At 72.7% G+C, this 18215-nt stretch carries 17 protein-coding genes, 1 tRNA gene and 1 riboswitch; of the genes, 12 read left to right on the plus strand and 6 right to left on the minus strand.

The window, feature by feature from the left end; all coding sequences use genetic code 11:
- Positions 1-2: 2 nt before the first annotated feature.
- Complete coding sequence (locus ACZ2G1_RS16900) at positions 3-254, minus strand: hypothetical protein (protein WP_081615734.1); 252 nt, start codon at positions 252-254, stop codon at positions 3-5.
- Positions 255-408: 154 nt separating this feature from the next.
- Between ACZ2G1_RS16900 and ACZ2G1_RS16905 the strand changes: the two genes are divergently transcribed.
- From ACZ2G1_RS16905 to ACZ2G1_RS16915, 3 genes are all read left to right on the plus strand, one after another.
- Entirely contained in the window at positions 409-792 is a 384-nt protein-coding gene (locus ACZ2G1_RS16905; RefSeq protein WP_017832742.1) for a cold-shock protein, read from the plus strand.
- Positions 793-873: 81 nt separating this feature from the next.
- On the plus strand, positions 874-1431 hold the full coding sequence (locus ACZ2G1_RS16910; protein ID WP_470377183.1) for a DUF3027 domain-containing protein: 558 nt from the start codon (positions 874-876) through the stop codon (positions 1429-1431).
- A 53-nt stretch (positions 1432-1484) separates the two neighbouring features.
- Complete coding sequence (locus ACZ2G1_RS16915; protein ID WP_017832740.1) at positions 1485-2705, plus strand: MFS transporter; 1221 nt, start codon at positions 1485-1487, stop codon at positions 2703-2705.
- On the opposite strand, the gene serC is transcribed toward ACZ2G1_RS16915, so the two are convergent.
- On the minus strand, positions 2702-3841 hold the full coding sequence (gene serC, locus ACZ2G1_RS16920) for a phosphoserine transaminase (protein ID WP_284562641.1): 1140 nt from the start codon (positions 3839-3841) through the stop codon (positions 2702-2704). The two genes, ACZ2G1_RS16915 and serC, sit on opposite strands and share 4 nt — an antisense overlap.
- Before the next feature lie 234 nt (positions 3842-4075).
- Between serC and ACZ2G1_RS16925 the strand changes: the two genes are divergently transcribed.
- The 4 genes from ACZ2G1_RS16925 (at position 4076) to ACZ2G1_RS16940 (ending at position 7517) form a co-directional block, all read left to right on the plus strand.
- Positions 4076-4762, plus strand: coding sequence for a metal-dependent transcriptional regulator (locus tag ACZ2G1_RS16925; protein WP_017832738.1), 687 nt, complete (start codon positions 4076-4078; stop codon positions 4760-4762).
- A 358-nt stretch (positions 4763-5120) separates the two neighbouring features.
- Positions 5121-5270, plus strand: a riboswitch (cyclic di-AMP (ydaO/yuaA leader).
- A 5-nt stretch (positions 5271-5275) separates the two neighbouring features.
- Complete coding sequence (locus ACZ2G1_RS16930) at positions 5276-5941, plus strand: C40 family peptidase (RefSeq protein WP_035926910.1); 666 nt, start codon at positions 5276-5278, stop codon at positions 5939-5941.
- Positions 5942-6213: 272 nt separating this feature from the next.
- The gene (locus ACZ2G1_RS16935; protein WP_144836492.1) at positions 6214-7119 is read left to right on the plus strand and encodes a C40 family peptidase; all 906 of its coding nucleotides are present in this window, start codon (positions 6214-6216) and stop codon (positions 7117-7119) included.
- A gap of 131 nt (positions 7120-7250) precedes the next feature.
- Complete coding sequence (locus tag ACZ2G1_RS16940) at positions 7251-7517, plus strand: hypothetical protein (RefSeq protein ID WP_035926916.1); 267 nt, start codon at positions 7251-7253, stop codon at positions 7515-7517.
- Here ACZ2G1_RS16940 and ACZ2G1_RS16945 read toward each other — a convergent pair.
- Complete coding sequence (locus tag ACZ2G1_RS16945; protein ID WP_470377184.1) at positions 7435-8826, minus strand: DUF4031 domain-containing protein; 1392 nt, start codon at positions 8824-8826, stop codon at positions 7435-7437. The two genes, ACZ2G1_RS16940 and ACZ2G1_RS16945, sit on opposite strands and share 83 nt — an antisense overlap.
- Before the next feature lie 62 nt (positions 8827-8888).
- Here ACZ2G1_RS16945 and ACZ2G1_RS16950 point away from each other — a divergent pair.
- A tRNA-Arg gene (locus ACZ2G1_RS16950) sits at positions 8889-8961 on the plus strand.
- A gap of 95 nt (positions 8962-9056) precedes the next feature.
- On the opposite strand, the gene ACZ2G1_RS16955 is transcribed toward ACZ2G1_RS16950, so the two are convergent.
- Complete coding sequence (locus tag ACZ2G1_RS16955) at positions 9057-9731, minus strand: hypothetical protein (RefSeq protein WP_109222520.1); 675 nt, start codon at positions 9729-9731, stop codon at positions 9057-9059.
- 151 nt (positions 9732-9882) lie between these two features.
- On the opposite strand from ACZ2G1_RS16955, the gene ACZ2G1_RS16960 reads away from it, so the two are divergent.
- Positions 9883-10611, plus strand: coding sequence for an NHL repeat-containing protein (locus ACZ2G1_RS16960; protein WP_109222567.1), 729 nt, complete (start codon positions 9883-9885; stop codon positions 10609-10611).
- Between the two features lie 55 nt (positions 10612-10666).
- The gene (gene pcrA, locus ACZ2G1_RS16965; RefSeq protein ID WP_470377185.1) at positions 10667-13138 is read left to right on the plus strand and encodes a DNA helicase PcrA; all 2472 of its coding nucleotides are present in this window, start codon (positions 10667-10669) and stop codon (positions 13136-13138) included.
- Positions 13139-13323: 185 nt separating this feature from the next.
- Here pcrA and ACZ2G1_RS16970 read toward each other — a convergent pair whose 3' ends face one another.
- Positions 13324-14772 carry a sugar porter family MFS transporter gene (locus ACZ2G1_RS16970; protein WP_426120336.1) on the minus strand — a complete coding sequence of 483 codons (1449 nt, stop codon included), beginning with the start codon at positions 14770-14772 and terminating at the stop codon, positions 13324-13326.
- A gap of 236 nt (positions 14773-15008) precedes the next feature.
- Positions 15009-15758 (minus strand): hypothetical protein, encoded by a 750-nt coding sequence (locus ACZ2G1_RS16975; protein ID WP_426120337.1) that lies wholly within the window; start codon positions 15756-15758, stop codon positions 15009-15011.
- A gap of 262 nt (positions 15759-16020) precedes the next feature.
- On the opposite strand from ACZ2G1_RS16975, the gene sucC reads away from it, so the two are divergent.
- Both sucC and sucD read left to right on the plus strand, forming a co-directional pair.
- Positions 16021-17190 carry an ADP-forming succinate--CoA ligase subunit beta gene (gene sucC, locus ACZ2G1_RS16980; RefSeq protein WP_470377737.1) on the plus strand — a complete coding sequence of 390 codons (1170 nt, stop codon included), beginning with the start codon at positions 16021-16023 and terminating at the stop codon, positions 17188-17190.
- 39 nt (positions 17191-17229) lie between these two features.
- Positions 17230-18147 (plus strand): succinate--CoA ligase subunit alpha, encoded by a 918-nt coding sequence (gene sucD, locus ACZ2G1_RS16985; RefSeq protein WP_126349893.1) that lies wholly within the window; start codon positions 17230-17232, stop codon positions 18145-18147.
- The last annotated feature ends 68 nt before the right edge of the window (positions 18148-18215 follow it).

The raw sequence follows: 18215 nt of genomic DNA on the forward strand, positions 1-18215 counted from the left end.
GATCAGGCCCGGCGGCGGCGCAGCAGGGAGCGCACGAGGACCGCGCAGAACAGCAGGAAGGCCACCGGGAACGCGAACCACGGCACCACCGTGAGCCCGTCCCAGGGGTCCGCTCCGACGGCCGTGAGCACGAGCAGCAGGGCGAGGCACACGGCGCACACCAGGCCGAGCACCACCGCGGAGACGCCGAGGACGTCGATCCCGGGGCGTCGGGCGGTGCGGGGCGCGGGCGCACGGTCGTCGGAGACAGGCATGGCTCCAGGGTACCGAGCGCAACGGTGTGCCGCTGACCGCGCCCCGGCGGTCCCCGCCCCCGGAGCAGGGCTAGAATGGGAGGTTCCACAGGGTGGCTCGGCGGCAGGGACCGGCGGGCCGCCCCTCCACGAACACGAGGACGAGGGAGACAGCGTGCCCACCGGCAAGGTCAAGTGGTTCGATGCGAAGAAGGGCTTCGGCTTCCTGGCGGCCGACGACGGCCAGGAAGTGTTCCTGCCCTCCTCGGCGCTGCCCTCCGGTGCCACCACGGTGAAGCCGGGCACGCGGATGGAGTTCGGGGTGGCCCAGGGTCGGCGCGGCGCGCAGGCGCTCTCCGTCCGGATCCTCGACCGGACCCCGTCGGTCGCGAAGAACGTCCGCAAGCCCGCCGACGAGATGGCGGTCATCACCGAGGACCTCATCAAGCTCCTGGACGAGATGTCCAACGGGCTGCACCGGGGCCGCTACCCGGACTCCGCGCACGGGAAGAAGATCGCCGCCATCCTGCGCACGGTGGCCGACAACCTGGACGTCTGAGGCCGCCGCGCCGTTGCCGTCCACCGATCCCGAGCAACCACCCGCCGGCCCCCGCCGGCACCCACCCGAGGGAGACCAGCAGTGACCGAGGAGACCGTCCAGGACGCGCCCGCCGAGGCCGTGCCGCCGGCGCCCGAGCAGGCGGCACCGGTGGCGGCGGCGCCCCGCCGTCGCCGGGCCCCGAAGCAGGACCCCCTGCTCGTGGCCGACGTCGCCACGGCTCGCGCCGGGGTGGAGCAGATCGCGGAGCCCTCGCAGATCGGCGGCGGTCACCGGGTGACGGTGGAGGAGGACCGGCTGGTCGTCCACCACTTCGAGTGCACCCTGCCCGGGTACCGGGGCTGGAACTGGTTCGCGAGCCTGGCCCGCGCCCCGCGCAGCAAGGCGGTGACGGTCTGCGAGGTCGGCCTGCTGCCGGGGGAGGATGCCCTGCTGGCGCCCGAGTGGGTCCCGTGGTCCGCCCGCGTCAGCGCCGAGGAGAAGGCCCAGGAGGAGCAGGACCGGGCCGAGGACGAGGCCGGGGAGACCGCGGCGGCCGGCGGGCCCGAGGGCTCCGGCGGCGCCTCCGACGGCGAGCCGGCGTCCGGTGACCGGGCCGAGGACAGGCCGGTCCCGCCGCAGGAGGGCGAGGAGCTCTGACCGTCCCGCCGGGGACCGCGAGGACGGACGAGGCCCCGGAGCCCGCGCGCGGGATGTTCCGGTCCTTCCGGTTCCGCAACTACCGGCTGTGGTTCCTGGGCGCGCTCGTGTCCAACATCGGCACGTGGATGCAGCGCACGGCCCAGTCGTGGCTGGTCTTCGACGAGCTCTCGGACCACGACGCCACCGCCATGGGCGTGGTGACGGCCCTGCAGTTCCTGCCCCAGCTCTTCCTCGCGCCCTGGGCCGGCGTGCTCGCGGACCGGCTCGACCGGCGGCGCCTGCTGCTGTGGACCCAGACGGCCATGGCGGTGCTGGCGGCCGGCCTGGGGGCGCTGGTCCTGGCCGACGCGGCCACCCTGTGGCACGTCTACGGCTTCGCCCTCGCCCTGGGCGTCGTCTCCACCCTCGACGCCCCCGTGCGCCAGACCTTCGTCTCGGAGATGGTCGACGACGCATACCTCTCCAACGCCGTGGCCCTGAACGCGACCTCGTTCAACGCCGCACGGATGATCGGGCCCGCCGTGGCCGGCGTGCTCGTGGCCGCCATCGGCTCGGGCTGGGTGTTCCTCCTCAACACGCTGACCTTCGGCGCGATGCTCGCCGCCGTCCTGGCGATCCGCGCCGACGAGCTGCGCGGGATGCCGCGCTCCGGCCGGGGGCGGGGCCAGATCCGGGAGGGGCTGGCCTATGTGGCCGGCCGCCCCGACATCGTGGCGGTGCTGGTCACAATCTTCCTCATCGGCACCTTCGGGCTGAACTTCGCGGTCTTCCTGGCCGCCATGGCCGGACCCGAGTTCGGCCGGGGCTCGGAGACCTTCGGGCTGCTCAACTCGGTGCTCGCGGTCGGCACGGTGGCCGGGGCCCTGCTCTCGGCCCGGCGCCGCAGCGCCCGGCTGCGCTACGTCTACGGGGGCAGCGCCGTCTTCGCCCTCAGTTGCCTGGGCGCGGCGACGGCGCCCACCCTGCCGCTGTTCGCGCTGTGGCTGGTCCCCTGCGGGCTGTCCTCCCTGACCATCATGACCACCGCCAACGCGTACGTGCAGTCCACCACCTCGCCGGTGATGCGCGGGCGCGTCATGAGCCTCTACATGGCCATCTTCATGGGCGGCACCCCGATCGGGGCGCCGGTCGTCGGCTGGATCACCGACGCCCTCGGGGCGCGCTGGGGCATGGGGGTCGCCGTGGCGGCGGGACTCGGCGGGGCCCTGGTGGGCTTCGTCGTCTGGCTGCGGCTGCGCGCGGAGCGCTCCGCGCCCGAGAACTCCGGCTAGCGCCCGGCTCCTCCGCGGAGCTGCTCGACGACGTGGTCCACGCAGGCCAGCAGCCGGGCGACGTCGTCGGGCTCGATGGAGACGAACGTGGCGATCCGCAGCTGGTTGCGCCCCAGCTTGCGGTAGGGCTCGACGTCGACCACGCCGTGGGCGCGCAGGACCGCCGCGACGGCGGCCGCGTCCACGGCGGCGTCGAAGTCCACGGTGGTGATCACGGTGGAGCGGTCCTCGGGGCGGGCCACGAACGGGGACGCGAAGGACGAGGCCTCGGCCCACCCGTAGACCAGGTCCGAGGAGGCCTTCGTGCGGGCCGCGGCCCAGGTCATGCCGCCCTGGTCGTTGAGCCAGCGGACCTGCTCGTCGAGCATCACCAGCGTGGCCAGGGCCGGGGTGTTGTAGGTCTGGTTCTTCCGGGAGTTCTCCAGCGCCGTGGTCAGCTGCAGGAAGTCGGGGATCCACCGCCCGGAGGCGCCGATCCGCTCGATCCGCTCGATCGCCGCGGGGGAGAACGCGCCCAGCCACAGTCCGCCGTCCGAGCCGAAGTTCTTCTGCGGGGAGAAGTAGTAGACGTCCGCCGCGGCCACCTCCGCGGCCATCCCCCCGGCGGCCGAGGTCGCGTCCACCAGCACCAGCGCGTCGTCCGCGATCCCGGAGGGCCGGTGCACGGGCGCGGCGACACCGGTGGAGGTCTCGTTCTGGGGCCACGCGTAGACGTCCACGCCCTCCTCCGCCCGGGCCTCCGGGCGGGTGCCGGGGGCGGACTCCACGATCGAGGAGGGCTCCAGGAACGGTGCGCCGTCGGTGGCCTGGGCGAACTTCGCGCCGAACTCCCCGAACACCAGGTGCTGGGCCCTCCGCTCGACCAGCCCGAACGCGGCGGCGTCCCAGAACGCGGTGGCCCCGCCCAGGCCCAGGAGCACCTCGTGGCCGGCGGGCAGGCCGAGGAACTGCGCGAGGCCCTCCCGCACCGAGCCCACGAGCTCCTGCACCGGCGCCTGGCGGTGGGAGGTGCCGAGCAGGCCGGCCCCGGCGCGCGACACGGCCTCGACCTGTGCCGGGCGGATCTTGGAGGGGCCGGCGCCGAAGCGGCCGTCGGCGGGCAGCAGGTGCTGGGGGATGGTGACGTGTGCGGGCAACGGGCGCTCCCTCGTGGGTGACGTGCGGCGGGTGGTGCGCGACGGGCACGGCCGCCGCGGAGGCCGCTCGCGCCGTTCGCGACTCGGCCCATTCTGCCCCACCCGCGGACGGCGGGCCCCGCGGGCGCCTCCTCCCTCCGGGCGGCCGGAGGGCTCGCGCACTAAGCTCGTGCGGGAAGACCGGACCGGGCGGGATCCCCGGGCCGGGACGGCCGGACGAAGGATGACTGAGGCATGAGCGACCTGATCGACACCACGGAGATGTACCTGCGGACCGTCCTCGAGCTCGAGGAGGAGGGGATCACGCCGATGCGGGCGCGGATCGTCGAGCGCCTCGACCACTCCGGGCCCACGGTCTCGCAGACGGTGTCCAGGATGGAGCGGGACGGGCTGCTGACGGTGGGCCAGGACCGGTCGCTGCTGCTCACCCCTGCCGGCCGTGAGCGTGCGGTGCAGGTGATGCGCAAGCACCGGCTGGCGGAGCGGCTGCTCGCCGACGTCATCGGCCTGGACCTCGCCCAGGTGCACGACGAGGCGTGCCGGTGGGAGCACGTGATGAGCGAGCAGGTCGAGCGGCGGCTCGTGGACCTGCTGCACAGCCCCCGGTACTCGCCGTACGGCACGCCGATCCCCGGTCTGGCCGCCCTCGGGGTCGAAGAGAGCCCCGCAGCGGCGCACCCCTCCCTGCTCGACGCCGCCCGCCACGACCCGGACGGGTCGCACACCGTGGCGCTGCTGCCGGAGGTGGTCCAGGCGGACGCGGACCTCCTGGGCGTGCTGAGCGACGTGGGAGTGCTCACCGGGGCGGAGGTCACGGCCCGGGTGGACGGTCAGATCGTGCGCATCGAGGTGGCGGCCACGGGGCGGTCCGCGGAGATCGACCTGCGCACCGCCGCGGCCATCCGCGTCCTCGCTCCCTGAGGCGCCGCCGTCTCCCGGAGCGGGGCGGCGAACGGTTCTTCCCGGGTGTGGGGACGTTCACAAGCCACTTTCGGCCAGTCCGGCCCGAGCCGGACCCCGGAGGCGCGGCTTCCCTGGTGACAGGCGGATTCCCAGGGCGCTCGAAGACACTGCACAGCTCGTCACAGGTGCGAATTGATTCGACCTTTCCTCTCAATAGCTACTCATTGAGACCCGCGGCGTTGTCCGGCTGTTATCTGTCGTGATCAAAACGTGACACTTCCGTAATCTGTCATGTACTGTTCAACGCGTGCCGATCACTGGTCGGATCGGCGCCCTCGGAGCACATCGCCGAATTCTGCCGGTGCCCGTGGCCTCTACACAGAAACTGCTTGGCAGAAGCGGGGGAACCACTTTCGGTCCCGGTGATCCGGGTCCTTGGGGTTAAGTCGTCAGAGCGCGTGCGTTCTGCGGCCGGGTGTCTCCCACCCGAATCCGACAGCTCACCTCGTAGGCAAAGGGAGGAACTCAACCATGTCGCTTTTCACGCTGAACGCTGCCCGCCACCGTGCCGAGACCACCTCGCACGTCGTGCGCAACACCACCATCGCCGCCGCTGCCGGCGCCGCGATGATCGGCTCCGTCGCCCCGGCCCAGGCCTTCGCCCAGGCTCCCGTCGAGACCGGCGCGGCCTACTCGGCCCCGGCCTCCGCCTCGCTGGCCGAGTACTCCTCGTACACCTACCAGGCCCCGGTCGCCGCGCAGCCCGCCGCTCCCGCCTACGAGGCCCCGGCCCCGGCCCCGCAGCAGACCGCCGCCACCTCGAGCGTCACCCCGCAGTCCACCGCCACCACCGAGATCGCCCCGGCCGCCGGCGGCGTCGTGGGCACCGCGATGTCCGCGCAGGGTGCGGGCTACGTCTACGGCGGCACCGCCTACGGCGCCTGGGACTGCTCCGGCTTCACCCAGTGGGTCTTCGCCCAGAACGGCATCGACCTGCCCCGGACCACCTGGTCCCAGTTCGCGGCGGGCACCCCCACCGCCAACCCGCAGCCCGGTGACCTCGTCTCGCAGAACGGCGGCGCCCACGTGGGCATCTACATCGGCGGCGGCAAGATGATCTCCGCCCTCAACCCGACCCAGGGCACCCAGGTCCACTCCGTCAACGCCATGCAGCTGGACGGCTACTACACCTTCTGATCCGGTCCGCCGCCCGCGACGACCCCGCTCGTCGCGGGCGGCACCCGATCACCCCCCCACCCCGCACGCCGAGAACCGCTCTCCCGGTTCCCGGCGGTGCCTGCTGTCCGACCGGACGGCGCCCCCTCCTCCGCTCGCCGGCCGTCGTTCCCGATCCCGGAACGCACCCCTGCCGGACACCGGCCCACCCCGCGCACTGCCCGGGGCGATCCGTGCTGTCACCCGCGCCCTCCGGCAGGCCCGGCTCCGAAAGAAAGTCGTCTGAACTCCTCATGACCCGTGATCTGACCTCCTCGAACGGCATCGGCTCGCTCTTCTCCGGCAAGGCCCGCACCGTGGCCGCCGTGGCCGCCTTCTCCGGGCTGGCCCTCGCCACCACCGTCTCCGTGCAGGCCGCTCCGGCCCAGGACGCCTCCGCCGACGCCCCGCTGTCCGCCGTGGCCGCGGCCACCCCCGCCGCGGCGCCCGCCGTGTCCCTCGAGCCCGTCGCCCACGTGCAGAAGGTCGAGTCCGACCGGAAGTCCGAGAAGAAGGTCGAGAAGAAGGCCGAGCGGCAGAAGGTCGAGACCCCGGTCGTCGCGGCTCCCGCCGTGGCCGCTCCGGCGCCGAAGGCCGCCGCCGCGCCCGCACCGGTCGCCGCCCCGAAGCCGGCCGTGCAGGCGGCTCCGGCCCCGAAGCCCGCCGCCGCGCCGGCCCCGAAGCCGGCCCCGAAGCCCGCACCGGTCGCCGCGCCGAAGCCGGCCGTGCAGGCGGCTCCGGCCCCGAAGCCCGCCGCCGCGCCCGCCCCGAAGCCGGCCGTGCAGGCCGCTCCGGCCGCCCAGCGCACCGTCACCCCGCAGAGCTCGGCCTCCGGCAAGGGCGCGACCATCTCCTCCGCCGCCATGGGCCAGCTCGGCGTGGGCCAGGACTGCACCGCGCTCGTCACCAACGCGCTGCGCGCCGCCGGCATCAACCACCACGGCTGGCCGGCCTCCTACCTGAGCCTCGGCACGCAGGTCTCCGCCGGCCAGGCGCAGCCGGGCGACCTCGTCTACTACGCCGACGGCGGCATGGGTGCGGCCCACATCGGCGTCTACATCGGTGGCGGCAAGGCCGTCCACGGCGGCTGGAACGGCGGCACGACCGTCATCGACAGCGTCAACGTGGGCTCCGGCCCCGTCTACGTCCGCGTGCGCTGACCGCACGCGAGAGCACCGCTTCGGGTGCGCGGTTCCTGGTCGGCCAGACGGGAACCGCGCACCCGCTGTCGTCCCGCCGCCCACCGCGCCGGCCACCACGGCGCCCCGCCGGCGGCCGATAGACTGGGCCCATGTCCACCGACTTCAGCCGCAACGCCCGCACGAGCCTGGATCGCGAGTACGCCTACATGGCCTACGGCATGATCGGCGGCGCGGTGCCCGGCATCGTGGCCGGCTTCGTCGTCGCCGCGTTCGTGGGGCACGCCGCGATGTGGCTCTCGGTGTTCGGGGGCATCGGGATCGTGCTCGGCCTGATCACCGGGATCCTGCTCCACCGGAGGCGGCACGCTGCGGCCGTGACCGAGGACCGCCGGGAGCGCGGCGCAGCGCCGGAATGACGTGCTCCCGCAGCAGCGGGGCCAGGTCCGCGGGCAGCGCGCCGGGGGAGTCCTCGTCGACGGGCTGCCAGCGCAGCTCCTCGATCTCCGCGAGCGGCACCGGCCGCCCCGTGAGAGGTGCCGTGAACACGGTGCACCGCACCCACGTGCCCGCCTCGTTCGCGGCCGGCGCCACGAACACCCCGAGCGGGCGCAGCTGGGCGGCGTCCAGCCGCAGCCCGACCTCCTCCGCGGTCTCCCGCACGGCGGCGGCCGCCGGGGACTCGCCCGGGTCGAGCTTGCCGCCCACCAGCATGAAGCGCTCCGTGCCCCGCTTGCGCACCGTCAGCAGCGCCCCGTCGTCGTCCTGCAGGCACACGGCGGTGATGGTCAGCACCTCGGCGTCCGCCGGGGGAGCGGCCGGGGACTCCTCGGCGGCCGCGCGCAGCCGGTCGATCTCCTCGTCGAGGTTGCGGGCCGCCGCCGGACCCCACCGGTCCTGCGCCGCGGCGGTCCGGAACAGCGGATACCGGCCCCGGAGGTCCTCCAGCACCTCCAGCCGGGCCCGGGCGAACTCCGGTCCGGGCACGTGCGCGTACTCCTTCCGCACGCCCGCCGCGTAGGCGGCGTACCCGTCCGGGTCCGCGCCGAGCACGGAGAGGTCGGCGTCCAGGAGCACCCGTCCGGCGGCGTCCCCCTCGGGGACCCGGTGCCCGAGGGTGAGCAGGACGAGCCGCTCGACCTCCGCCACGAGCGGCGCGGCGAAGCCGGCGGCGCCCAGCCGGGTGCGGGCCAGCTCCGCCGACTCCCGTTCGTCCGCTCCGGGGCGGCCCCGGTAGACGGCGTCGTGGAACCAGGCGGCGAGGACCAGGGCGGCGGACCGGTCGGGATCGAGGTCGACGCCGGGCCGCAGCAGGTCGACGGCCTCGAGCACCGCCAGCAGGTGGGCGGGACCGTGGTAGTGCCGGTGCGGCTCGCCCCACCGGTCCACGAGCTCCTCGCCCAGCGCCGGGTGCCCCGGGAAGCGGGCGGCCCACCGCCGCAGCAGGACCCGGGCGATCCGGTCCGGGCGCGCCCGCGCCGGGACACGCAGCCCGCTGCGCACGAGCAGGCGCGTGAGCTGCCGCCCGTCGACCGGCACCGCGCCCGCGGCCACCGCCCGCCGGTACAGGTTCTCCGGCACGTCGTAGTGGTCCCGGTCGAAGGCGCGCCGGGCCACGCCCAGCCGGTCCGCGAAGTCGTGCAGCTCCTCGTAGGAGGTGCCGGAGACCAGGTGCGAGAAGTGCGTCCCGTGGGCGGGCCAGAGCGGCGGATCGATGTAGACGGGCATGCGACCGATCCTAACGGGGCCGGTTAGCGGGGGTCCGGGGGACCCCCTAGACTGTTCGCGTCGCCCTCGTAGCTCAGGGGATAGAGCACGGCTCTCCTAAAGCCGGTGTCGTTGGTTCGAATCCAATCGGGGGCACGCACGGACGCCCCGGACCGCACGGTCCGGGGCGTCCTTTTGTCCGGAACGGAACCGGCGGGGCCGGGCGGCCTCCGCGCGACCGGGAGCCGGGCTCACCCCCGCTGTCCGGAACGCGGGTCCTGCCGCGGGGCGCCGGCGGTCCTCGACCGGCGCCGCAGGGCCTCCACGGCCACGGCCCCGGTCACGGCGAGCAGCAGCACGAGCAGCACCCAGCGGGCGATCACCAGCACGGACGCCGTGGTCACGGCGGCGCCGTCCCCGGGGTCCGCGAGAGCGGCGTCGATGGCCGCGTTGCCGGCCAGGGACACGGCCGCGAAGCCGAGCACCACCGCCGAGCGCAGCCACCGCCGGGCGCGGGACTGCGTGTTGACCGCCACGAACAGCAGCCACGCCAGCCCCACGAACAGCGGCGCCAGCAGCCCGGAGGAGCCGTGCACCGCCTCGTACTGGGCGAGTCCCTCCTCGCCCAGCGCCGCGGCGAGCCGCTGGGCGTGCGCCTGGTCGAAACCGCCCGGCATCCACTCGGGCAGGGTCAGCCCGCCGGCCGCGGCGGCGCCGAACCGGGGGAGGACCCCGGCGTGCACCCAGAGCCACAGGAGCGCCGAGACGGACATGGCCACGCCCACCACGAGGCCCGAGCTCGACCTCGTGGGCTCGGGGCGGAGCTCACCGGGAGCCGCCTCGTGCAGGCGGGTGCCCCGGGCCGGTCCCGGGGGTGCCGCGGTGCCGCCGTGCTTGCGTGCCTTCTGTGCGCGTGTCAGTCCCATGCCCCCATTATCCGGCGCGCGCGCCCGCCGCCCAACGCCGGGACCGCGGGGTAGGCTGGGGCCACCCGCACCGGCCCTGACGGGCCGCACGGGGGGCGGACCGGCCGACGACGACCGGGCGCTCGACGAGGACGACACGGAGGTGCCGGTCATGGAACTGTCCATCGGACTCCCGGACGGCCTGCTCATGCGGCTGACCGAGGGCAACGTGCTGACGCTGTTCGAGAAGGACCACGAGACGGTGCGCCGCACGGTGGACTGCTCCGTCCTCGGAGGCGCCCCCATCGCCGACATGGTGTGGTCGCACAAGCTCTCGGCCGTGATCGTGGCGGTGCCCTCCCTGCACCGGCTCTTCCGCTGGGACCCGTACACCGACGTGCTGTACGAGTTCGCCGGCACGGGCGAGTCCGGGCGGCGGGACGGGAAGGCGGCGCAGGCGAAGTTCGCCGCGACCGTCTCCATCACCGAGGACGGCAACGGCACGCTGTGGCTCATCGACCGGGACTCCTCGTCCCTGCGCTGCATCGAGATCGACACCGACAAGCCCGACGGCTCCCCGCAGGTCTGCACCGTGGTCGGCCGGGCGGGCGCGGGGTTCGCGGACGGGCCCGCGGACGTGGCCCAGCTGGACCACCCCGAGGACCTGCAGATCCTCTACGACGGCTCCATCGTGATCGCCGACACCGGCAACGACGCCATCCGGCACCTCGACCCGGCCAGCCGGGAGCTCGACACCGTCTACGGCGGAGGGACCGAGGGCTCCGTCGAGTTCGACGACGACATCGAGCTGAAGCGGCCCGTCCGGGTCACGGTCGCCGACTCGGAGCTGTGGGTCGAGGACGACAACGGCCGGCACCGGCTCGAACTGCACTTCGTCTGAGGGCCGTTCCCCGGCCGGCCCGGCTGTCACCGGGCCTCGGTAGACTGGGTCCACGATGGACTACCTCTTCGACAACCCGCTCCTGCCCTCCGCCTCCGTGGCCCGCCCCGGCACCGACGCCCGTCCGAGGCGGGGCACCGTCTCCGCCGAGGCCCTGGTGGAGGGGCTCAACGACCCGCAGCGGGCAGCCGTGGAGCACTCCGGCTCACCGCTGCTGATCGTCGCCGGCGCCGGCTCCGGAAAGACCCGGGTGCTGACCCACCGGATCGCGCACCTGCTGGCCACCGGGCGCGCCCACCAGGGCGAGATCCTGGCGATCACGTTCACGAACAAGGCCGCCGCCGAGATGCGCGAGCGCGTGGTGGAGCTGGTGGGGGACTCCGCGAGGTCGATGTCGATCTCCACCTTCCACTCCTTCTGCGTGCGCGTGCTGCGGCGGGAGGCCGCCAGCGTGGGCCTGAAGTCGACCTTCTCCATCTACGACTCCGCCGACTCCCTGCGGCTGCTCACCCTCGTGGCCAAGCAGCACGACCTCGATCCGAAGCGCTTCGCCCCCAAGAGCATCCAGCACCGGATCTCCGCGCTGAAGAACGAGCTCGTCGACGACGAGACGTACCTGTCCCGGGTCTCCGAGACCGACCCCTTCGAGAGCGCCGTGGCCCAGGTCTACCGCGGCTACACGGAGCGGCTGCGCGCGGCCAACGCCATGGACTTCGACGACCTCATCGCCCAGACCGTGCACATGCTCCGGGCGTTCCCGCAGGTCGCCGAGTACTACCGGCGGCGGTACCGGCACGTGCTCATCGACGAGTACCAGGACACCAACCACGCCCAGTACGCGCTGGTCCGGGAGCTCGTCGGGACGGGGGCGGACGCCGCCGGGACCGGACCGGGGGCGAGTCCCGTGCCGCCCGCCGAGCTGACCGTCGTGGGCGACTCGGACCAGTCGATCTACGCGTTCCGCGGGGCCGACATCCGCAACATCGTCGACTTCGAGCAGGACTACCCCCAGGCCCGCACCATCCTGCTGGAGCAGAACTACCGGTCCACCCAGAACATCCTCACCGCGGCCAACGCGGTGATCGCCAAGAACAAGGGCCGCCGGGACAAGCGGCTGTGGACGGCTTCCGGCAGCGGCGAGAAGATCACCGGCTACGCCGCCGAGAACGAGCACGAGGAGGCCCGCTTCATCGCCGAGGAGATCGACCGTCTCCAGGACGAGGACGGGTACCGCCCCGGCGACGTCGCCGTGTTCTACCGCACCAACGCGCAGTCCCGCTCCCTCGAGGAGATCCTCATGCGTGTGGGCCTGCCCTACAAGGTGGTGGGCGGCACCCGCTTCTACGAGCGCAAGGAGATCAAGGACGCCCTGTCCTACCTGCGCGCGATCGTGAACCCGGACGACGACATCAACGTCCGCCGGATCGTCAACGAGCCCAAGCGCGGGATCGGCGACCGTGCGGAGGGCGCCGCCGCGGCCCTCGCCGAGCGTGAGCGGGTCTCCTTCATGGCCGCGCTGCGCCGCGCCGACGAGGCGCCCGGCATGGCCACCCGCTCCCTGAACGCGGTCAAGGCCTTCGTCCAGCTCATGGACGACCTCGCCTCGGTCGCCGAGGGCTCGGGGGCCGCCACGGTCCTCGAGGCCGTCCTGGAGCAGTCCGGATACCTCGCCGCGCTGCGCCAGTCGCAGGACCCCCAGGACGAGTCCCGGGTCGAGAACCTCGCGGAGCTCGTGGCCGTGGTCCGGGAGTTCGAGCGGGACCACCCCGACGCCGGGCTGCCCGAGTTCCTTGAGCACGTCTCCCTCGTGGCCGATGCCGACCAGATCCCGAACCGGCCCGCCGCCGGCACCGAGGGCGGTCCGAGCGCCGAGCAGATCGCGGCGGAGGTCGCCGAGGCCCGCGCCCAGGGCGTGGTCACGCTCATGACCCTGCACACCGCCAAGGGCCTCGAGTTCCCCGTGGTCTTCCTGACCGGCATGGAGCACGGGCTGTTCCCGCACCAGCGCTCCCTCACCGACGAGAAGGAGATGGAGGAGGAGCGGCGGCTCGCCTACGTGGGGCTCACCCGGGCCCGCGAGCGCCTCTACCTCACCCGCTCCGAGTTCCGCTCCATGTGGGGGCAGTCCCAGTACAACCCGGCCAGCCCGTTCCTCGACGAGATCCCGGCGGAGCTCCTCGACTGGAAGCGCGAGGGGTCCTCGGCCCCGGCGTCGTGGGGCTCCGCGCTGCACGGCGGCTCCGGGCAGCGGGACCCGATGCGGGGCTCGTACTGGGGCGCCGCCGCGGCGTCGAACGCGGCCTTCGAGCGGATGGCGCCGTCCCGGGCCACCACGGCGGGACGGGTCCAGCCCAATAAGGAGATCCCCAGCCTCTCGGTCGGCGACACCGTGGACCACACGGCGTTCGGGAAGGGCACCGTGGTGTCCCTCGAGGGCGCCGGCGACAAGACCGTGGCGAAGGTGCGGTTCGGGGCCGACGAGAAGCGGCTGCTGCTGCGCTACGCGCCGCTGACGAAGGTCGGCTGAGCCGCCCCGGTTCCCGGTGCGCCCCGGGACAGGCCGCGCCGGCAGGCGTCGCCCCGGTCCCGTCCGGGAGCGGGGCGGGGGCGGAACGTGCGGAGAGCCTCCGGCCGGACGTGGTTCCTGACCGCGTCCGGCCGGAGGCTCTCGGCACGACAGGGTGTCCCCGCCGCTGACCTCTCGGGCTGTTCCTAGGAGGACTTCGCCTTCACCGTGTAGATCGCACCGGTCGAGACGTCCTCCTCGAGGGCCTCGAGCGTGCGCCCTCTGGTCTCCGGGACCTGCGTGTACACGAAGATCAGCGCCAGCACACCCACCCCGGCGAAGAGGAAGAACGTGCCGGTGATGCCGACCGCGGCGACCAGGGAGGGGAAGTAGAGCGAGAGGACGCCGTTGGCGACCCACAGGGCGAAGATGGACACGCCGATCCCGAAGCCGCGCATGTGCAGGGGGAACACCTCGGAGAGGTACACCCACACGGCGACGTTGAGGAACGTCTGCATGGAGCCCACGAACGCCACCACCAGCGCCAGGATCACCCAGGGCCGCAGCGGGTTGCCCTCGTCCAGCGTCATCGCGGCGATCCCGATGAGCAGGTGGCAGGTGGTGGTGAGGGTGAGGCCGATCATGAAGGTCTTGCGCCGGTCGAGCCGGTCCATCATGTAGAGCGCGATGAAGCCGCCGACCACGGCGATGACCCCGGGGGCGATGTTGGCGATCAGGGCCGCGTTCGCGCTGAAGCCCGATTCGATCAGCACGATCTGCCCGTAGTACATGATCGAGTTGATGCCGGTGAGCTGCTGGGCGATGCCGAGGCCGATGCCGACGAGCATGATGCGGACCAGGTGCTTGTTGGTCAGGATCGCGCCCAGGCCGATCTGGTTCTCGGCGCGCTCCTCCTCGGTGATGTGCTCGACCTCGCCGAGCTCGGCGATCGCCCGGTCTTCGGAGCGCACCGTCTTGAGCACCTCGAGGGCTTCGGCGTGCCGGCCCTTCTCGACGAGCCAGCGCGGGGACTCCGGCATCCGGAGCATGCCGATGAACAGCGCCACCGCCGGCAGGGCGGAGATCGCGAACATGATCCGCCACACGCCGGTGACATCGCTGAAGACGTTGCCGATGATCGCGTTGATCACGAACGCCGAGAGCTGGCCGATGACGATGGCCACCTCGTTGCGGCCCGCGATCGAGCCGCGGATCTCGTAGGGGGCCAGTTCCGCGAGGAAGACGGGCACCACGCCCGAGGCCCCGCCCACGGCCAGGCCCAGGCAGATGCGCCCCACCACGAGGATCTCGTAGCTGGGGGTGAAGACGACGATCATCGTGCCGACGAAGAAGAGGACGGCCAGCAGGAGGATGGTCTTCCGGCGCCCCCAGGCGTCCGAGAGGCGACCGCCGGACAGCGCGCCGGCGGCGGCGGCGAAGACGAGCGAGCTGGTGACCACGCCCTCCGTGAAGGGGGTGAGGCCGAGCTCGGCCGACATCGGGCGGAGCGCGCCGTTGATCACCCCGGTGTCGTAGCCGAAGAGCAGTCCGCCGAAGCAGGCGACGACGGAGATGAGACCGAGGCGCTTGCGATGCGGTCCGGACGTGAGGGGAGGCAGCGCGGCGGCTGCTTCCCGGGGTGAGGAGGTGGCCATCGGGAGTTCCTTTGCTCGGGCGCAACCGGTGCGCTCTTCACGGTGGTGACGGGGCGGACGGGCCACACGAGGGGTGACGCACGTCTCAGTGGTCCTGATGTCATTATGTTAGGACATATGACCGGGGTGAGGAACCCCGGTGGGCAAGTTTTTGTGATCGCCGCAACATCCGCCCCCGAGGCCGGGCCGAGCAGGGGCCGGAGAGCCCTGCGGCACCGAGGGCCCGGTCGGCGCCGTCAGACGAACAGCAGCACCGCCACGGCCGCGGGGGCCGTCCAGCGCAGCGACCTGCCGGTGAGGTTGTGCACCACGCCCAGCAGCGTGCAGCAGACCACGGCCGTGGCGACGGAGGCCCAGCCGCCCAGGACCAGCCCGGGCAGGGCGAGCAGGAGCCCGAGGACGAGCCCGCCCACCGGGGCGACCCGTGTCCAGGGGGCCGGCCGGCGCAGCTCCACGGCCCGCTGCACGCACGTCAGGACCAGCGCGAGGAGCAGGGCCCGCCCCACGTGGTAGGCGGCGAAGCCCACCATGCCGAGCCACGCGCCCGCGCCGTACTCCGCGTAGAGGTCCAGGTAGAGCTGGATCGGCTGCACGCGCCACTCGCCCACGAGGAAGACGGGCAGGATCACCCCGAGCAGGACGGCCAGCACGAAGACGACCAGGGCCGTGGTGGTCCGCCGGTGGTCGACCGCGGACGAGGGGGAGGGGTCCGAGGGCGCAGGGACCGCGGGGTCCGCCGCCCGGTGGCGCAGCCACGCCACGAGGCCCCGCTGGATCCCGAGCCACGCCGCGCCGAGGGTCAGCCAGGTGACGACCTGCCAGCCCAGCGGGTAGACGTCGGGGATTCCGCCCGTGAAGGTGAGCACCGTGCCGTCGACCACGGCCTCCAGCCCGAGGGCCACGAACGCGAAGGTCGCGATCGAGACGAGGAAGCCGGCATCGGCGGGGGCGAACGCCCGGTTCTCGGGGGAGTCGACAGAGCTCATGGGGCCAGTCAATCAAGAATCGCCGGGCCGCACGCGCGCGTCCCCGGTTGTGGCCGCAGTTTCAGCATGCACTACAGTCTCGTACAGGGAGTGCACCGGTACGTCCCGCGCCCGGAACGGCTCCGCGGAACGGCCCGGACGCGTCCTGTCGGCCCCGGCCGGGAGGATGCGGAGTGCTCCGTTCACCACCAGGTCGGAGGACGACCCGCACACTGCCCGGGTCGCCGCCGCCCACGACTTCGACGAAGAAGGGCATTCACCCGTGGACCTGTTCGAATACCAGGCACGCGACCTGTTCGAGAAGCACGGCGTCCCCGTGCTCCAGGGCATCGTCGCGACCACCCCCGAAGAAGCAAGGGCCGCCGCCGAGAAGATCGGCGGGGTCACCGTCGTGAAGGCGCAGGTCAAGGTCGGAGGCCGCGGCAAGGCCGGCGGCGTCAAGGTCGCCAAGACCGCCGACGAGGCCTACGAGTACGCCCAGCAGATCCTCGGCATGGACATCAAGGGCCACACCGTCCACCGCGTCATGATCGCCCAGGGTGCGGACATCGCCGAGGAGTACTACTTCTCGATCCTGCTGGACCGCGCCAACCGCTCCTACCTGGCCATGTGCTCCGTCGAGGGCGGCGTGGAGATCGAGCAGCTCGCCGTCGAGCGGCCCGAGGCCCTCGCCCGCGTCGAGGTCGTCCCGACCGAGGGCATCACCGAGGCCAAGGCCCAGGAGATCGTCCGCGAGGCGAAGTTCGACGACGAGACCGCCGCGAAGGTGGTCCCCGTGCTCGTGAAGCTGTGGGACGTCTTCAAGAAGGAGGACGCCACGCTCGTCGAGGTCAACCCGCTGGTGAAGACCGGCGACGGGCAGGTCATCGCCCTCGACGGCAAGGTCACCCTCGACGAGAACGCGGAGTTCCGCCAGCCGGAGCACGCCTCCCTCGCCGACAAGTCCAGCGCCGACCCCCTCGAGGAGAAGGCCAAGGAGCACGACCTCAACTACGTCAAGCTCGACGGCGAGGTCGGCATCATCGGCAACGGCGCGGGCCTGGTGATGTCCACCCTGGACGTCGTCGCCTACGCCGGCGAGAAGCACGGAAACGTCAAGCCGGCCAACTTCCTGGACATCGGCGGCGGGGCCTCGGCCGCGGTCATGGCCGCCGGCCTGGACGTGATCCTCAACGACCCGCAGGTGAAGTCCGTGTTCGTCAACGTCTTCGGCGGCATCACCGCGTGCGACGCCGTGGCCAACGGCATCGTGAAGGCCCTCGAGATCCTCGGGGACGAGGAGGACAAGCCGCTCGTGGTCCGCCTGGACGGCAACAACGTCGAGGAGGGCCGGCGCATCCTGGCCGGCGCCAACCACCCGCTCGTCACCCTCGCCGAGACCATGGACGAGGGCGCGGACAAGGCCGCCGAGCTCGCCCACGCCGCCAACTGATCCGCCGACCGGACGAACACTTCTAAGGAACGAACAGCAATGTCAATCTTTTTGAACAAGGACTCCAAGGTCATCGTTCAGGGCATCACCGGCGGCGAGGGCACCAAGCACACCGGCCGCATGCTCGCGGCGGGGACGCAGGTCATGGGCGGCGTCAACGCCCGCAAGGCCGGCACCACCGTGGCCCACCAGGACAAGGACGGCAACAGCGTCGAGCTGCCGGTCTTCGGCACCGTCGCCGAGGCCGTCGAGAAGACCGGCGCGGACGTGTCGATCGTCTTCGTGCCGCCGGCCTTCACGAAGGACGCCGTGATCGAGGCCATCGACGCCTCGGTCCCGCTGGTGGTCGTCATCACCGAGGGCATCCCGGTGCAGGACTCCGCCGAGTTCTGGGCCTACGCGAAGTCGAGGACCGGTGCGGACGGCCAGCAGACCACCCGCATCATCGGCCCGAACTGCCCCGGCATCATCACCCCGGGCGAGTCGCTCGTCGGCATCACCCCGGCGAACATCACCGGCAAGGGCAAGATCGGCCTGGTCTCCAAGTCCGGCACCCTGACCTACCAGATGATGTACGAGCTGCGCGACATCGGCTTCACCACCGCCATCGGAATCGGCGGCGACCCGGTCATCGGCACCACCCACATCGACGCCCTCGAGGCGTTCGAGGCGGACCCCGAGACCGAGGCCATCGTGATGATCGGCGAGATCGGCGGCGACGCCGAGGAGCGCGCCGCGGACTTCATCAAGGCGAACGTCTCCAAGCCGGTCGTCGGCTACGTCGCCGGCTTCACCGCTCCCGAGGGCAAGACCATGGGCCACGCCGGCGCCATCGTCTCCGGCTCCTCGGGCACGGCGCAGGCCAAGAAGGAGGCCCTCGAGGCCGCGGGCGTGAAGGTCGGCAAGACCCCGTCCGAGACCGCCCAGCTGATGCGGGAGATCTTCGAGACGAAGTGATCCGGCGGGCTCCGGCCCGTCGACCCAGCACCCGGGAAAGGCCCCGTCCGCGAACACCGTGGACGGGG

It is taken from the genome of Kocuria sp. KKT182, from assembly GCF_055635395.1.

Excerpts from the sequence above, each read along its gene's own strand:
- ACZ2G1_RS16970 (WP_426120336.1), bottom strand. The coding sequence starts at position 14,772 with ATGGCCACCTCCTCACCCCGGGAAGCAGCCGCCGCGCTGCCTCCCCTC.
- ACZ2G1_RS16940 (WP_035926916.1), top strand. The coding sequence starts at position 7,251 with ATGTCCACCGACTTCAGCCGCAACGCCCGCACGAGCCTGGATCGCGAG.
- ACZ2G1_RS16975 (WP_426120337.1), bottom strand. The coding sequence starts at position 15,758 with ATGAGCTCTGTCGACTCCCCCGAGAACCGGGCGTTCGCCCCCGCCGAT.
- ACZ2G1_RS16955 (WP_109222520.1), bottom strand. The coding sequence starts at position 9,731 with ATGGGACTGACACGCGCACAGAAGGCACGCAAGCACGGCGGCACCGCG.
- ACZ2G1_RS16945 (WP_470377184.1), bottom strand. The coding sequence starts at position 8,826 with ATGCCCGTCTACATCGATCCGCCGCTCTGGCCCGCCCACGGGACGCAC.
- ACZ2G1_RS16925 (WP_017832738.1), top strand. The coding sequence starts at position 4,076 with ATGAGCGACCTGATCGACACCACGGAGATGTACCTGCGGACCGTCCTC.
- ACZ2G1_RS16900 (WP_081615734.1), bottom strand. The coding sequence starts at position 254 with ATGCCTGTCTCCGACGACCGTGCGCCCGCGCCCCGCACCGCCCGACGC.
- ACZ2G1_RS16915 (WP_017832740.1), top strand. The coding sequence starts at position 1,485 with ATGTTCCGGTCCTTCCGGTTCCGCAACTACCGGCTGTGGTTCCTGGGC.
- ACZ2G1_RS16960 (WP_109222567.1), top strand. The coding sequence starts at position 9,883 with ATGGAACTGTCCATCGGACTCCCGGACGGCCTGCTCATGCGGCTGACC.
- sucD (WP_126349893.1), top strand. The coding sequence starts at position 17,230 with ATGTCAATCTTTTTGAACAAGGACTCCAAGGTCATCGTTCAGGGCATC.
- ACZ2G1_RS16935 (WP_144836492.1), top strand. The coding sequence starts at position 6,214 with ATGACCCGTGATCTGACCTCCTCGAACGGCATCGGCTCGCTCTTCTCC.
- pcrA (WP_470377185.1), top strand. The coding sequence starts at position 10,667 with ATGGACTACCTCTTCGACAACCCGCTCCTGCCCTCCGCCTCCGTGGCC.
- ACZ2G1_RS16930 (WP_035926910.1), top strand. The coding sequence starts at position 5,276 with ATGTCGCTTTTCACGCTGAACGCTGCCCGCCACCGTGCCGAGACCACC.